At 61.4% G+C, this 15,052-nt stretch carries 11 protein-coding genes; 7 read left to right on the plus strand and 4 right to left on the minus strand.

The window, feature by feature from the left end; all coding sequences use genetic code 11:
• The first annotated feature begins 92 nt into the window (after window positions 1-92).
• Window positions 93-1,349: a YsnF/AvaK domain-containing protein gene (locus tag ACYVIA_RS07710; protein WP_460839517.1), complete on the plus strand. Its 1,257-nt coding sequence runs from the start codon at window positions 93-95 to the stop codon at window positions 1,347-1,349.
• Between the two features lie 181 nt (window positions 1,350-1,530).
• Here the strand turns inward: ACYVIA_RS07710 and ACYVIA_RS07715 are convergent, their stop codons facing one another.
• Both ACYVIA_RS07715 and ACYVIA_RS07720 read right to left on the minus strand, forming a co-directional pair.
• Window positions 1,531-2,004: an SRPBCC family protein gene (locus tag ACYVIA_RS07715; protein WP_460839519.1), complete on the minus strand. Its 474-nt coding sequence runs from the start codon at window positions 2,002-2,004 to the stop codon at window positions 1,531-1,533.
• A gap of 156 nt (window positions 2,005-2,160) precedes the next feature.
• Window positions 2,161-3,375 carry an EAL domain-containing response regulator gene (locus ACYVIA_RS07720; protein WP_460839521.1) on the minus strand — a complete coding sequence of 405 codons (1,215 nt, stop codon included), beginning with the start codon at window positions 3,373-3,375 and terminating at the stop codon, window positions 2,161-2,163.
• Window positions 3,376-3,555: 180 nt separating this feature from the next.
• On the opposite strand from ACYVIA_RS07720, the gene ACYVIA_RS07725 reads away from it, so the two are divergent.
• Together ACYVIA_RS07725 and ACYVIA_RS07730 are read left to right on the plus strand one after the other, a co-directional pair.
• On the plus strand, window positions 3,556-4,200 hold the full coding sequence (locus ACYVIA_RS07725; RefSeq protein ID WP_460839523.1) for a CAP domain-containing protein: 645 nt from the start codon (window positions 3,556-3,558) through the stop codon (window positions 4,198-4,200).
• Window positions 4,201-4,228: 28 nt separating this feature from the next.
• A complete protein-coding gene (locus tag ACYVIA_RS07730; RefSeq protein WP_460839524.1) occupies window positions 4,229-5,227 on the plus strand; it encodes a Vgb family protein in 999 nt (332 codons plus the stop codon).
• A 50-nt stretch (window positions 5,228-5,277) separates the two neighbouring features.
• Here the strand turns inward: ACYVIA_RS07730 and ACYVIA_RS07735 are convergent, their stop codons facing one another.
• Window positions 5,278-7,128: a tetratricopeptide repeat protein gene (locus ACYVIA_RS07735; protein WP_460839526.1), complete on the minus strand. Its 1,851-nt coding sequence runs from the start codon at window positions 7,126-7,128 to the stop codon at window positions 5,278-5,280.
• A 236-nt stretch (window positions 7,129-7,364) separates the two neighbouring features.
• Complete coding sequence (locus ACYVIA_RS07740) at window positions 7,365-8,813, minus strand: aminotransferase-like domain-containing protein (RefSeq protein ID WP_460839528.1); 1,449 nt, start codon at window positions 8,811-8,813, stop codon at window positions 7,365-7,367.
• Window positions 8,814-9,002: 189 nt separating this feature from the next.
• Between ACYVIA_RS07740 and ACYVIA_RS07745 the strand changes: the two genes are divergently transcribed.
• The 4 genes from ACYVIA_RS07745 to ACYVIA_RS07760 all read left to right on the plus strand — a co-directional run bounded on the left by ACYVIA_RS07745 (window position 9,003) and on the right by ACYVIA_RS07760 (window position 14,772).
• The gene (locus tag ACYVIA_RS07745; protein WP_460839530.1) at window positions 9,003-9,371 is read left to right on the plus strand and encodes a DUF2917 domain-containing protein; all 369 of its coding nucleotides are present in this window, start codon (window positions 9,003-9,005) and stop codon (window positions 9,369-9,371) included.
• Window positions 9,372-9,676: 305 nt separating this feature from the next.
• A complete protein-coding gene (locus ACYVIA_RS07750) occupies window positions 9,677-11,359 on the plus strand; it encodes a long-chain-fatty-acid--CoA ligase (RefSeq protein ID WP_460839531.1) in 1,683 nt (560 codons plus the stop codon).
• Between the two features lie 179 nt (window positions 11,360-11,538).
• Window positions 11,539-12,561: an AraC family transcriptional regulator gene (locus tag ACYVIA_RS07755; protein ID WP_460839532.1), complete on the plus strand. Its 1,023-nt coding sequence runs from the start codon at window positions 11,539-11,541 to the stop codon at window positions 12,559-12,561.
• Between the two features lie 186 nt (window positions 12,562-12,747).
• A complete protein-coding gene (locus ACYVIA_RS07760; RefSeq protein ID WP_460839534.1) occupies window positions 12,748-14,772 on the plus strand; it encodes a UvrD-helicase domain-containing protein in 2,025 nt (674 codons plus the stop codon).
• The last annotated feature ends 280 nt before the right edge of the window (window positions 14,773-15,052 follow it).

Below are 15,052 nucleotides of genomic sequence, written 5' to 3' on the forward strand. Positions count from 1 at the left end.
CACGGTCCCGGGGAACCTGCCAGATTTATCCGCACACAGTTCCTGCAGACAGTCCCCGCAGGCGTAGTCCCTTAACTTAGGAGAGAACGATCATGGAAAACACCGTCATTGGCGTATATGACAGCTATGCACAGGCGCAGAATGCAATGAATGAACTGGCATCCTGCGGTTTCTCCCGTAACGACATGCAACTGAATCCCGAATCGGATACCACGACGACTGCGGCCGGCAGCGACACGGGGGACACGGGCGGCGGCATCGGCAATTTCTTCCGCTCCCTGTTCGGCATGGATGACAAATCCGAATACCGCGAGCATGGCGACATCTATTCGGAAGCGGTGCGGCGCGGCAGCTGCGTGCTGACCGTGTATGCCGACAGCGACGAAGAGCGCGAGCGTGCAATCGATGTGATGAACCGCTACGATCCGGTCGATATCGACGAGCGCTCCACGCAATGGCGCAGCCAGGGGTGGACCGGCTACGACGAAAGTGCACCGATGTACAGCGCCGACGAGATCGAGCGCGAGCGCGGTCTGTATGCACAGGGCCGCACCGATACCGGCATGGATCTGTCCGGCCAGAGCGCCGGCACGAGTGCCACGCAAAACCTGCAGCAGGGCGAAGGCAAGACCCGCATCCCGGTGGTCGAGGAAGAACTGCGCGTCGGCAAGCGGGAAGTGCAGCGCGGCGGCGTGCGCGTCTTCCAGCGCATACGCGAGCAACCCGTGAATGAGTCGGTGCAGCTGCGCGAAGAGCACGTGAAGGTCGAGCGCCATGCGGTCGACAAGCCGGCAAGCGAAGCCGACATGGCCGCATTCAAGGAAGGTTCGATCGAGCTGCGCGAGACTGCTGAAGAGGCCATCGTGTCGAAGTCCGCCCGCGTGGTCGAGGAAGTGGAAGTCAGCAAGGAAGTCGGGCAGCGCACCGAGGAAATCAAGGATACCGTGCGCCGCACCGATGTCGAAGTCGAACAGCTCGGCGCAGCCGGCAATGCGGCCCGCACGACGGCAGGCACAACAACGGGCACGACAGCAGGCTCGACCGCCAGTGCCACGCGCGGCACCGACTACGCGGACACGATGGCAACCGGGGATGACTCCGACTACCGTACCCACTGGCAGAGCGCCTATGGCAGCGCGGGCGGGCGCTACGAGGATTACGATTCTGCCTATCGCTACGGCTCCACGATGGCCGGCAGCGACCGGTTCAAGAACTATGAATGGACCGACGTCGAGCCGCAGTTGCGCAGCGACTGGGAAGCCAATCATCCCGAGAGTACCTGGGACAAGGTCAAGGATGCGGTGCGCTATGGCGCAGAGCGCGTGAGCGGTCGTTCGCAGCGGCATTAAACCGTGAAAGCGTGAAAGGCATGGAGGCGGCGGCTTGACCGTTTCCATGCCTTGAGCGCAGCACAGCGTCACCGCAAACGAGGCACCCAGCGCACTCCGCACATCCCGCACATTTCGCAGAACATTCCGCTCACCCCGGGCGTCCTCGCAAGGGATGCCCGTTTTCTTTCCTGGCGCTTCTTCAGTCGCCGAGCCGTCCCGATTCCGCCATCTGCCGTATGGTGCGGATGGTATCGATGTCCGACTCCTGATAGGCGGAGCGCTTGAATTCGTTGTAGAAGGCTTCCTCGGAGCCGGCCGCCTCGCTGGACTCGTCTTCGTACTCAAAGCGCACGAAGAAAATTTCGGGCTGCGGTTCCTCGATCGTCATCGTCAGCTGCGACGCAGGAATTTCCTTTTGCTGCGGCACGTGATACACGATTCGTTGCTGCGGCTGAAAGGTCACATGGTCGCGCACAACCAGGTCGCCGTAGTGCAGTTCGCGCGAGATCACCAGTGCCGATCGCTCCAGAATCTCGCAGCGGTCGAGGTAGGGGACGAAATCGGTGGGCGTTTCCGCACGCAACACGAGGCCGCGCCACAACTGCTCGCGCGACAGGCTTTCGATCAGCGGGTTGCGCGGATCGTTGATTTCAACCAGATGGGAAAATTTCATGATGCATTACACCGGTCAGACAATCGCCTAGTGTAACGCTGTAACGTGCCGGGTGCGGTCAATACGAGCGAGCCGAGGAAGGCAACTGCCGCATCGGCATTGACCGGTGCAATGGTGTTGCGCCACTGCACCGGTCCACCGGGATCAGCGATGGCATCAGAAGAAGTGTGACCACTCCTCGATCCATTCCGGCACCGCATCGTGCTCCATCGGCTTGGCGATGTAATAGCCTTGCGCATAGTTGCAGCCCAGGTCGCGCAGCAGGTCCCAGTCCTCGCGGGTTTCCACGCCGACGGCCACCGAGTTGCGTCCCAGCTTCGTTGCCAATTCCAGTGCGGATTGCAACGCGATCCGCGTGTGTTCATCCTTGGACGCACCCGCAACGAAGCTGCGGTCGAGCTTCAGGTCCTGGAACGGAATGCGCAGCAGCTGCTGCACGTTCGAATGCGCGGTGCCGTAGTCGCCGATCGACAGCCCGAAGCCCTTCATGCGCAGCCGCGCAAGATTCTCGAGGCAGATCGGCACGTCGGTCATTGCCATCATTTCGCTGATCTCGAACATGACGTACTGGCAGTCGATCTTGTGCTGCTGGATATGCTTCTGGATCTTGTCGGCAAGCCCCGGTTCTGCCAGCGACGTGACCGACAGGTTGATCGATACCGACAGCATCAGTCCGCTGTCGTGCCATTTGCGGCACGCGGCCACGGCACGCTCGATCATCGCCCAGTTCAGTTCATCCATTTGGCCACTGGCTTCCAGTTGCGGGAAGAATGCCGCCGGTTGTACCAGGCCGTATTCCGGATGGCGCCAGCGTACGAAGACTTCCACCAGGCGCACCTTGCCGGTCGCCAGTTCCACCTGCGGCTGGAAGAAGGGCTCGAACTGCCCCGCCTGGATGCCTTCATGGATGTCCTGCAGCGTGAATGCCGGCGGCGCTTTCGTGCCGGCGTTGCGCGCATGCGGCGGTACGTACTTCGAGATCAGGTCCGTCAGCAGTTCCGGCGTCGCAGGCTTCTCGAAGGTGCCGAGCAGGTCAAGGCCGTAGGCTTTTGACATCGTTTCCACCGACAGCAGAAGGGCAGAGCCGAGGGCGCTGGTGAGCACGATGGATGTGGTGTGTTCGTCATTGGCCAGATGGCGCACCAGCTCGATGCCATCCATATCGGGCATGTTGAGGTCGACGAAGCTGATGTCGATCGGAGGCGTCCTGCTTTGCAGGATGTTCAGCGCTACGCGGCCGTCTTCCGCTTCGACGATATGCTGCGCCCCCAGCTTGGCCAGCATGACAGCCAGCCAGTGGCGCTGGAATTCGTCATCTTCCGCGATCAGGAAATGCAAGTCTCCAATGGATACCAGTTCGTCTTTTTTCATGACGTCTTTTTTCAAAATGACAAGGCGGATAGGGAAATTTTCCGCGAAGTAATTATGACGTCACTTTGTCTTGCGGAGAAAGCAGTTTATGTGCGCGTTGCGGGAATCGCACTGCCCGCTTGTGGTCAACGCAAGAGGCACTGCTTCACTGCCCCATTTTTTTATTTGCAGGAGCAACAATTGAACAGAACAACCGCATCATGGTTGGCGTCGCTTTCGTTCGTGCTGGCAGCATGCGGCGGAGGTGACGGCGCATCGGAATCCACCCCCTCTCCCCAGCCGGAACAGGCACCGTCGAATACGCCCAGCCAGTCCGCTGCACCAGCGCCCGGCCCCGCCGATTCGACGTCACCCACTGCGCCTGTCACCGCAGGAGGGCTGCCCGCAGACAAGACCTGCGGCATCCCCGGCTTCCAGCAGCAAATCGTCACGCTCATTAACCAGGCACGCGCCTCCGCCCGCACCTGCGGCAGCACCTCCTATCCTGCCGTGGCCGCGATGGGATGGAACAGCAAGCTGTTCGATGCCGCCGCCGCACACGCGCTCGACATGGCAAGCAACAACTACTTCTCGCACGACAGCAGGGATGGCCGCAGTTTCAGCGACCGCATTACCGCTGCCGGCTACACCTGGTCCGCCGCCGGTGAAAACATCGCCGCCGGTTATGCGAATGCCGAGGGCGTGATGCAGGGCTGGCTCGACAGCCCGGGACACTGCGCGAACATCATGAGCGGCAATTTCACCGAAGTTGCCGTCTCGTGCGTGCGCAATGACAGCGCCGCGTATCGTTACTACTGGGCGATGGAGCTGGCGCATCCACGGTGAGCAGATGCCTTGAACGAAGGAGCACACCATGCGGCACCTCATGAGACCATTCTTCTGCATGCTCGCGCTGCTGCCGATGCCGGCACTGGCCGGCGGCTCCAATTACACGGTCGCGCCCGACGTATCGCAGCCGGCGGGCAAGGTAACGGAATGGGCGGTGCCCACACCGAAGTTTGCGCGTGACCCCGCTCCCGCGCCGGACGGCAGGATCTACATCGCCGTCATGCAAGGCAACAAGCTCGCGCGTTTCGATCCGGAGACGCAACAGTTTGAGGAATGGGACCTGCCGCCGGGGACGCGCCCGCATGGATTGGTCGTCGATGAGAAAGGCACGGTCTGGATGACGGGGAACGGCAATGGCACGCTGCTCGAGATCCCTTTTCGCGACGGCAAGCCGGGCACGATGGTGGCGCACAAGGTGCCCTCCGGCGGGAGCCCGCACACGATCATCTTCGATGGTCGCGATGCGCTGTGGTTCACCAACCAGTCGGCCGACAAGGTCACGCGCTTTGAACGCACAAGCCGGAAGATGACGGAGTTCGATACCCGCGACGGCCCCTACGGCCTGGCGATGGACAGGCAGGGTAACGTCTGGTTCTGCCAGGCTAGCGGCCAGCGCGTCGGGCGCATCGACGCTGCGACGGGACAGGTGAGCGAGATCGACCTCGGCGACGGTTCCCTGCCGCGCCGCATTGCTGCCGCGCCGGACGGCTCGCTGTGGGTGGTGCGTTACGGTGACGGCAAGTTGTCGCGCATCGACGCCAAGAGTGCAAGGCTGGTCAAAAGCTACGACATGCCGGCCGGTGAATCAGGCCGGCCCTATGCCGTAACGGTCGATGGTGCCGGCAAGGTGTGGGCGAACGAGATCCGCACCGACACCGTCACGCTGTTCGATCCGGCCACCGAGAAATTCCGCGTGTTTCCGCTGCCCACCGAGAATGAGGGCATCCGCAAGATGATTGTCGATGCCAAGGGTCGCCTCTGGTACATGGGCAGCCACAGCGGCAAGCTAGGCGTCGTCGAGTGACTGCATGACGCATTGATCGGCGCCCGCCTGCCGCACGCGACCGCGGAGTACTACAGCTTCGCCAGGTCCAGCTGCGCGCGACTGCCCGCCCATGCCTTGTCGAGCAGTTCCTGCGCCGCTGCGGCGCGTTGCGTATCGCCGCGCTGCTTGTACACCTGCGTCAGCCCGTACAGCGCCCAGCCGTTGTTCGGCGTACGCGCCAGGCTGGCGCGGAAGGCCTGTTCCGCTGCATCCAGCTCACCCTTCTGCAGCAGCACCGCGCCCAGCGACTGGCGCACCGGGTAGTACCAGTACGGCGGCTCCATGTAGGCGAGCTTGTCCTCCAGCACGGCAGCTTTCTCGAAGTTCTCCACCGCCTCGTCGAGGTCGCCGTTTGCCTGCGCCATGCGCGCATTGAGGACATTGCTCGCGATCTGCAGCACGTCATCCGCCGGGATGCCGGCGGTCTTCAGGTTGTCGAATTCGCCTGATGTCATGAGCTGGTCGATCGCCTGCTGCTCCTTGCGGGCGCTGTCCATATTGCCTTTCCCGATAAAGGCGATGCCGCGCGCGTAGTGCCACAAGCCTTCCACATACGGCAGGCCGTCGCCCGGCCGGGGAATCGCGAGAATGGTTTCCGGACGGCTGAACTGTGCATGCGCAAAGTAGGGTGCAACCTTCACCGGCTGCGCGATCGCAATGGCGCGCGCGGTGTCGTCGCCAACGAGGCCGGCCAGCTTGTCGGCCGCCGTGATTGCCGTATCGCCGTCGCCGGCCATCTGCGCGGATACCAGCACGAAATGCACATTGTGCGGGTAATACGCGAGCGGATAGACGCCGGTCGGCTTCTGGTCGGCGATGTAGGCTTCATCCACCGCGACCGCCTGCTTGTTGGCAGCGAGGGAATCCTTGTAGCGCCCGACCCGATAGTAGATATGCGAGGGCATGTGCACCAGGTGCCCCGCCGCCGGCATCAGTTTGCCGAGACGCTCCGCATACGGTTCTGCACGCTTTGGATCGGTCGACGCTTCGACGGTGTGTATGTAGTAGTGGATCGCACCGGGATGCTCGGGATTGTCTTTCAGCACGCGCTCTAGCGTGGCTACAAGGTCGGCGGTACGGCCCTTCGGCTTCGCGCCGCCTGCTTCCCAGTAATCCCATGGCGACAGGTTCATCAACGCCTCCGCATACAGCACGCCGATGTCCTGGTCGTTCGGGAAGCGCGATGCAACCGTGCGCATCGCGTCTGCATAGGCGGCGTCGAGCGTCGGGCGCTCCGCTGTCGGGTCCGGCGAATAGCGTAAGGCCAGCGCATCGATCAGTGCCTGCTCACGCGGGCTGGCCTGCTTCTTCAGCGCCACAGCCTTGTTGCTGGCGGCAAGCGCCGATCCATTTGCCTGCGGATCCATCGGCATGTTGATGTTGGGCCCGAGCACCAGCGCCTCGCCCCAGAAGCACATCGCACAGCCTGGATCGAGCTTTTGCGCCATGCGGAAGGCGCGCGCCGACTCGGCATGATTGAATCCATACGCGAGCCGCAGTCCCTGGTCGAAGAAACGCTGCGCCAGCGGATTGCGGGTGGTGATCCGGTACGAATGCGTGCCAAGTTCCGCCATCAGCGGCGGGTCTTCGGTTGCAGTGCCGTCTGGCTGTTGTTGCGCCTTCTGCTCGTCCTGCGGCAGCGTGCCGTAGGGTTTCAGTTCGTTCTTCTGCTTATCCTTCTGGTTGGCCGCGATCTTGTAGAGCCACCGCGCGTTACTGCGCACCGTGTTGCCCGCAGCTTGCGTGCACACAGTGCCGTCGATGCCGAGGATCGTCCTCGCATCGGGCATGCGGTCGGCGCGCATGCCATCGCCCAATGCGCTGCTGGCGACAATGCTGGTACCAAACAAGGCAAGCGCAGGAATTTTTCTGCTGAACATGACTGCCTCCTTTGCGCATTTCCGGTATGCCGGAAGACAACAGGCAGGCAGCCGTTACGCGCTGATAAACCAAGAACCGTCAGGTACAGCGTAATGGCCGCGACACAGGTTAAAAGAGCAGGTTGGCCATTTGATTGAGCGGCCTCAAGCTGCATTCGACGAAGAAAAAGGGCGGCAGGGCAGCCATCCCTTTCAGCGAAGCATTCCGCTTTGTGCAGGGAAAGAATTCCCGGCTGCTATGCGCGTTTTGCGTACACCGGTTTCCGTTCAAGTGCATCATGTACCAGCGTGCCGAGCGTGCGCACAGCGCTTTCGACTTCCTTGCCCCACACATGGCCGCAATTGAGGCGCATGCAGTTGCCAAACTTGCCGGATGCAGAGAACAGCTGTCCCGGCATGTACGCGATATGCCGCTCGATCGCGCGCTGATGCAGGGCCAGCGCATCGACTTCGTGCGGCATCTGCACCCACAGCACAAAGCCGCCCTGCGGTGCCGATACCGAGCATTCCGCCGGAAAGAACTCCGACACCGCATCCGCCATGCGCGCAATGCGCTGCGCCATCGCACGCCGCATCTTGCGCACCTGGTTGTCGTAACTGCTGCTGCTGACAAACTCGGCCAGCACCGCCTGGAAGAAATGATTGGTGCCACCGCTGGCGACGTTCTTCAGGAAGGCCACCTGTTCCGCATAGCGCCCGGCGACGATATAACCGACGCGCGCTGACGGGCTGATGACCTTCGAGAACGATGAGCACAACAGCACATGACCGCTGGCGTCATAGGCTTTCACCGGCCACGGCCGTTCCGCGGAAAAGCACAGGTCGCCGTACACATCGTCCTCGATCATCGGGACGTCATATTGCGTCAGCAAGCTGGCAAGGCGTTTCTTGTTCTCCTCCGGCATGATGCAGCCGAGCGGGTTGTTCGCATTGGGCACGAACAGGCAGGCTTGCACCAGTCCTTCGCGCACTGCCAGTTCCAGCGCATCGACCGACAGCCCGGTCTTGGGATCGGTCGGAATCTCCAGCGCCTTCATGCCGAGGCTCTCGATCAGCTGCAGCAGCACGAAATACGTCGGCGATTCGATGGCAATGGTGTCGCCCGGCTTGGCGACGGCGCGCAGCGCAAGGCTCATTGCCTCGGTGCAGGAATTGGTCGCGATGATCTCGCGCGGATTGATGCGCCCCCAGTCCACGGCGCGGCGGATCACCTGACGCACGAAGTTCGGCTCGTTGGTGTCGAAGCAGCCATCCTGCGTCAGCATCTCGGGGCGATGGCGCGCGACGCTGCTCATGATCTGTTGCATGCGCCTGACCGGCATCAGGTCATCCGGCGGCCACGATAACGCCAGTTGCATGACGCCGGGCGACTTGTTGGCGCGCAGCACGCGCATGAGCAGGTTATGGATACCGACATAGGTCGGTTCTTCGAGGCATTGCGAGTCGCAGGCCACCAGGTTACGCGCCCGATGGCGCACATAGAAACCGGCCTGCGGCCGCGCATCCACCAACCCGCGATCCTCGAGAACCCGTAGCGCCTGCATCACCGTGCTGATCGACAGCCGCTTCTGCTGCGCGAGGTGGCGAATCGACGGCAGCCGGTCGCCGGGGGCAAACACGCGGCTGGCAATCAGTGCGCCGAGTTCATCGGCCAGGTGTTCGTAAAGGTTGAGCTGGGAGGACATGGTTCGATTGTGGCGCTGCGCCGTGGCGCGACAAAGACACAGTCGCATGGTTTTTTGACCATAACAGTTTAATGCGGCCGTGACTGTGACCATCACAATTTCGATTTGCTGCGCCTGTTTTCCGTTTGGTGTTGCACGTACTGTATGGCTTCAGAGGCGAAAGCGTCAAAAGACGAAAGGAGCGATGCAATGAAACCGAAAGCAATGGAACCCAAAGTACTGGCGGCAAGTTACAGCCGGGTCGAGTGCAGGCTGGTGGAAAACCTCCCGCTGCGGCTGGTCGGCGCCAAGGGGCGGCGGGTACAGTGCGTGAGCGGCGTGGCATGGATCACTGCCTGCGGCCAGCCGACCGATGTCTTCCTGCGGCCGGGACGCGTGTACGAGATCCCGAATGGCGGCCTGGTGCTGGCGGAAGCCGTCGGCGACTGTACGATTCGCGTCGACCTGCCGCGTTCGTTCGACTATGCGCGCCTTGGCCCTGCCATGCCGGTGGCAGTTGTGCGGCTGCTGCAATCGGTGCTGCACCTTGTGCTTCCCCGGCGCAAGCCGGGCGTTTAAGCCAACGCCTGCCGATGCGCCTGGTCGCCGACAGCAAATGCATCATCGGCACACCTTTGGCGCAATCGCTGTTTTGGCGAACCATGCCGCTGTAATTTCGTCCAAAGAGTTTCCGGTTCGACAGCTCATCCCGCCGACTGTTGGCCAAATCAATCACCCGTGTGACCGAACCGGCCAATTTGGTGACTTATGCGGACAACCTGTTAGCACCTGCTTGCCTGTACATAGGGCGGTCACTAGCATGCGCTGAAATCGGCGAGGACTTTGCCGACCCTGGTTCAACAAAACAACGAGAGCGAGACAAGATGGAAAAGGTTTGGCTGAAGTCGTATCCCAAGGGCGTTCCCGCCGAAATCGATTACACGCAGTACGAATCCCTGGCACAGCTCCTCGAAGACGCCTACAAGAAGTATGCAAGCCGCAACGCATACGTGTGCATGGACAAGTTCCTGACCTATGCAGAAGTCGATGCGCTCTCCAAGAAGCTGGGTGCCTGGCTGCAAGGCAAGGGCCTCCACAAGGGCGACCGCGTGGCGCTGATGATGCCGAACGTGCTGCAGTATCCGGTCGCAATCGCCGCCGTGCTGCGCGCCGGCTACACCGTCGTCAACGTCAACCCGCTGTACACGCCGCGCGAGCTGTCGCACCAGTTAAATGACTCTGGCGCCAAGGCCATCATCCTGCTCGAAAACTTTGCCACCACGCTGCAGCAGGTGATCGGCAAGACCCGTGTCAAGCACGTCATCGTTGCCAGCATGGGTGATTTGTTGGGCGGCTTCAAGGGCACGCTGGTCAACTTCGTCGTGCGCAAAGTGAAGAAAATGGTGCCCGAGTATTCGCTCCCGGGCGCGGTGCCGTTCAAGAAAGTCATCGCCGAAGGCGGCCGCATGAGCTTCAAGCGCGTAAAGCTCGACCATGACGATATCGCCTTCCTGCAATATACCGGCGGCACCACGGGTGTATCGAAGGGCGCGACGCTCACGCATCGCAACGTCCTCGCCAACGTGCTGCAGGCCGATGCCTGGATGCGCCCGGCGCTGGAAGCGGAACCGAAGATTGAACCGATGACCATCGTCAGCGCGCTGCCGCTGTACCACATCTTCGCGCTGACCGCCTGCAACCTGATGGGTACCCGTTGGGGCGCACTGAACCTGCTGATCCCGAACCCGCGCGATATCCCGGGCTTTATCAAGGACCTGCAGAAGCACAAGTTCAATATGCTGCCTGCCGTGAATACGCTCTACAACGGCTTGCTGAACAACCCCGATTTCGCCAAGCTGGATTTCTCCGGACTCAAGATCGCCCTCGGTGGCGGCATGGCGGTGCAGCAGGCCGTCAACGATCGGTGGTTGAAGGTGACCGGACGCCCGATCCTCGAAGCGTACGGCCTGTCCGAGACCTCACCGGCCGCGACCATCAACCCTGCGGACTCCACCACCTTCAACGGCACCATCGGCGTGCCGATTTCGTCGACGGAAGTGGCCATCCTGGATGACAACGACAAGCCGGTGCCGATCGGCGAGTCGGGCGAGATCGCGATCCGCGGCCCGCAAGTCATGATCGGCTACTGGAATCGTCCGGACGAGACGGCAAAGGTCATGACCGCCGACGGCTTCTTCAAGACCGGCGACGTCGGCATCATGGACGAGCGCGGTTTCGTGCGCATCGTCGACCGCAAGAAGGACATGATCCTGGTGTCCGGCTTCAACGTGTATCCGAACGAAGTCGAAGGCGTGGTCGCAGCGCACCCGGGCGTACTGGAATGCGCCTGCGTCGGCGTGCCGGACGAGCATTCCGGCGAAGCGGTGAAGCTGTTTGTTGTGCGCAAGGATCCGACGCTGACGGCAGAGGCACTGATGGCTTTCTGCAAGGAGCAGTTCACCGGCTACAAGAAGCCGAAGTACATCGAGTTCCGCGATGAGCTGCCCAAGACCAACGTCGGCAAGATCCTGCGCCGCGAGCTGCGCGACGAGAAAAAGGCGGCCTGACGTATAGTCCCGCTTGCCGCACCGAAGAAAAGCCGCCTGCTTGTCAGGCGGCTTTTTCGTTTGGGCGGTATTCAGGGCGCATTTCCTTCCCGGGATGCACCTTTAATAACATTTTTGCCATGCTGCAACGTTGACCGTGGACTGTATTAAGATTGCACCCGGCGTCAATTGGAGGGGCAATGAGCGAATGGACAACATCGGCGTCCTGGGTCAGGGGCATCGTGGAAAGGCTGAAGAGCGTCGGGCTCGACGTGCACGCCTTGTTCGACGAGGCGCAGCTGGACATGTCGGTGCTCGATCATCCGGACACCCGCTATGCGACGGAAAAGATCAGCCGCTTGTGGGAGCTTGCCGTCGCCCGGTCCGGGGATGCAGCGCTTGGGCTGGCGACGCAGGATACGATGCAGCCCGCCGGTTTCGATGTGGTTGCCTACGCGATGATGACCTGCCCCAACATGCAGGCGGGCCTCAACTTCCTTGTACGCTACCAGCGCATTGTCAGTGACGCCGTCAGCATCAAGCTCGACGAGGACCATGTCGGCAACTGGGTGCGCGTCGATCTGTCCGGCGGCAGGCGTCCGGTGCCGCGACAGCGCATCGAGTTCGTGCTCGCGACATTGCTGACCTTCTTCCGCTGGACCACCGGCCGTCACTTGCATCCGCTTGCAGTGGAGTTTGCCAATCCCGAGCCGGCGAATCCGCAGGCGTATCAGGCAGCTTTCGAATGCCCGGTGCACTTCAATGCGCCGGCCGACCGTTTCCTCCTGTCGCATGCCGATCTTGCCTTGCCCTTGCAGGCATCCAATCCTGTCCTCGCCGAGCTGCACGACCGTTATGCGGGAGAACGCCTGGCACGACTGGATGAAACCAGGATCACTGCGCGCACGCGCGAGCTGATCATTCGCCGCCTTCCCAACGGCGATCCGCTACGCAAGGATATTGCCGGCGCCATGTACATGAGCGAACGCACGCTGCAGCGCCGTTTGCACGACGAAGGCACATCGTTCCATGAGATCGTCGATGACACGCGGCGCGAACTGGCACAACGCTACCTTGGACAGGACCGCCTCGCGCTGTCACAGGCAGCCTGCCTGCTCGGCTTTACCGATCGCAGCACCTTCAGCCGCGCCTGCAAGCGCTGGTTCGACCTCACACCGAGTGAATACCGCACGCGGTGTTCCCCGAACAGACGCAAGGCCTGAGGGCAACGGCGAAGCGAATGCTTACGCCGCCGGGCAATGCGGCACGTGCGGCGGAAAACTCTCCTCGGCCCTTCGCGTAGCGAACTGGCAACGATGCCGTGAAAAGCGTTTTGCACTGCTACAATCGTTCGCTTTTGCCTCTCCCGCTTCCGCATGTCACACGCTCCCCATCACGCAACGCAAGGCATGAATCGCCCGCAGAGCGAAGCCGTCAATTACATGGATGGTCCCTGCCTGGTGCTCGCCGGCGCCGGCTCCGGGAAGACGCGCGTGATCACGACCAAGATCGCGCATCTGGTCGAGAACTGCGGCTACGAGACACGCAATATCGCGGCGGTGACCTTCACCAACAAGGCCGCGCTCGAAATGCAGGAGCGCATCGCCAAGCTGCTGAAAAATCCCAAGGAAGCCAAGCACCTGACCGTCTGTACCTTCCATTCGCTCGGCGTGCAGATCCTGCGCCGCGAAGCGAAGGAACTCGGCCTGAAGGACCGCTTCTCCATCCTCGACAGCGACGACTGCTATTCGCTGGTGCAGGATCTTGCAATGACGACCGACAAGCAGGAAATCCGCCGCATCCAGAATGCGATGTCGCTGTGGAAGAACGGCCTCGTCGATCCGGAGATGGCGCTCAAGCAGGCGGTCACGGAAGACGAAGCGCAGGCGGCGCGCATCTACCGCAACTATGTCGCCACGCTGTCGTCGTACCAGGCGGTCGACTTCGACGACCTGATCCGCCTGCCGGTCGAACTGTTCCGCAGCAATGAAGCGGTGCGTGACCGCTGGCAGCGCAAGCTGCGCTACCTGCTGGTCGACGAATACCAGGACACCAACACCTGCCAGTACGAGCTGGTGAAGCTGCTCGTCACCGGCCTTGGCAAGAAGCCGATGTTTACCGCAGTGGGCGACGACGACCAGGCTATCTATGCATGGCGCGGCGCCACGATTGAAAACCTCAAGCAGTTGCAGGTGGACTTTCCCGACCTGAAGGTGATCAAGCTGGAACAGAACTACCGCTCCAGCACGCGCATCCTGCAGGCAGCGAACGCCGTCATCGGCAATAACCCGAAGCTGTTTGAGAAGCAGCTATGGTCGGAGCATGGCCTGGGTGATCCGGTGAAGGTGCTCGCGATGGCTGACGACGAGCAGGAAGCGGAGCAGGTCGCGATCATGATCTCCGCGCACAAGTTCGAGCGCCGCGCGAAGTTTTCGGATTACGCGATCCTCTATCGCGGCAACCACCAGGCGCGTGTGATCGAACAGGCGCTGCGCAAGGAGCGTATCCCGTACACGATCTCCGGCGGACAGAGCTTCTTCGACCGCGCCGAGATCAAGGACATCATCAGCTACCTGCGCCTGATTGCGAATACCGACGACGATCCGGCATTCATTCGCGCCGTTACTACACCGCGACGCGGTGTTGGCCAGACGACGCTGGAAGCACTCGGCGCATTTGCCGGCCAATGGCAATGTTCGCTGTTCGAAGCAGTGTTCAAGGGCGGCATCGAGTCGAAGCTGAATGACCGCCAGCTGCATCCGCTGCGCGACTTCTGCAACTTCATCAACAACCTCGAGGCACGCGCCGCCAAGCGCGGCGAAAGTGCGGCCGAGCTGCTCGACGAGATGATGAAGGAGATCAATTACGAGTACTACCTGTACGACACCTTCGACGAGCGCCAGGCGCAAGGCAAGTGGCAGAACGTGATCGACTTCACCTCGTGGCTGAAGGAGAAGGGTACCGGCGGCAAGGACGGCAGCGGCGAAGAGAAAAGCCTGCTCGAGCTGACGCAGATGGTCGCGCTGATGACCATGCTTGAAGGGAAAGATGAAGAACCGGATGCCGTGCGCATGTCCACACTGCACGCCTCCAAGGGGCTGGAGTTCCCGCACGTGTTCCTGGTCGGCGTGGAAGAGGGCATCCTGCCGCACAAGGGCGACCCGGACGCACCGATCGAAACGCTCGGTGCGCGCATCGAAGAAGAGCGGCGCCTGATGTATGTCGGCATCACGCGTGCGCAGCGCAGCCTGCACGTCACCTGGTGCAAGAAGCGCAAGCGAGCACGCGAAAGCGTGAACTGCGACATGTCGCGCTTCATCAAGGAGATGAAGCTCGATGAAGGCGATGCGGTGCCGAAGGAAGATGAAGTGATTACACCGCAAGACCGTCTTGCGAACCTGAAGGCGTTGCTGTCGAGGCCAAAGACTGCATAACGATGGCTGCTCTCTCCAGCAGCGTGTCGAATGTATTCCACCTTTTCTTGTCCTGCGCTGCTGTTCGGCAGCGCAACGTTTCTTCACTTTTTCACCTTATAAGTTTCTTCCTTGCCGGCGTGAGCAAGAAACCGTTTCACCGGTTCTCCCCGTTTGCTATTTCCACACGGAATTGCATTTCGCCCTTTATTTGCAGGGTGGATATTGAATTTCTGAAAGCTGTGGCGTGCATGCGTCAGAAGATTTCCGCAGTTATACAAACCATAACGTCAGGCTTGAC

It is taken from the genome of Noviherbaspirillum agri (assembly GCF_054780595.1).

What these genes read in the sequence shown, in the direction of transcription:
- ACYVIA_RS07720 (WP_460839521.1), bottom strand. Translation starts at nt 3,375, where the DNA reads ATGAAAAAAGACGAACTGGTATCCATTGGAGACTTGCATTTCCTGATC.
- ACYVIA_RS07740 (WP_460839528.1), bottom strand. Translation starts at nt 8,813, where the DNA reads ATGTCCTCCCAGCTCAACCTTTACGAACACCTGGCCGATGAACTCGGC.
- ACYVIA_RS07710 (WP_460839517.1), top strand. Translation starts at nt 93, where the DNA reads ATGGAAAACACCGTCATTGGCGTATATGACAGCTATGCACAGGCGCAG.
- ACYVIA_RS07715 (WP_460839519.1), bottom strand. Translation starts at nt 2,004, where the DNA reads ATGAAATTTTCCCATCTGGTTGAAATCAACGATCCGCGCAACCCGCTG.
- ACYVIA_RS07755 (WP_460839532.1), top strand. Translation starts at nt 11,539, where the DNA reads ATGAGCGAATGGACAACATCGGCGTCCTGGGTCAGGGGCATCGTGGAA.
- ACYVIA_RS07745 (WP_460839530.1), top strand. Translation starts at nt 9,003, where the DNA reads ATGAAACCGAAAGCAATGGAACCCAAAGTACTGGCGGCAAGTTACAGC.
- ACYVIA_RS07735 (WP_460839526.1), bottom strand. Translation starts at nt 7,128, where the DNA reads ATGTTCAGCAGAAAAATTCCTGCGCTTGCCTTGTTTGGTACCAGCATT.
- ACYVIA_RS07730 (WP_460839524.1), top strand. Translation starts at nt 4,229, where the DNA reads ATGCGGCACCTCATGAGACCATTCTTCTGCATGCTCGCGCTGCTGCCG.
- ACYVIA_RS07750 (WP_460839531.1), top strand. Translation starts at nt 9,677, where the DNA reads ATGGAAAAGGTTTGGCTGAAGTCGTATCCCAAGGGCGTTCCCGCCGAA.
- ACYVIA_RS07760 (WP_460839534.1), top strand. Translation starts at nt 12,748, where the DNA reads ATGAATCGCCCGCAGAGCGAAGCCGTCAATTACATGGATGGTCCCTGC.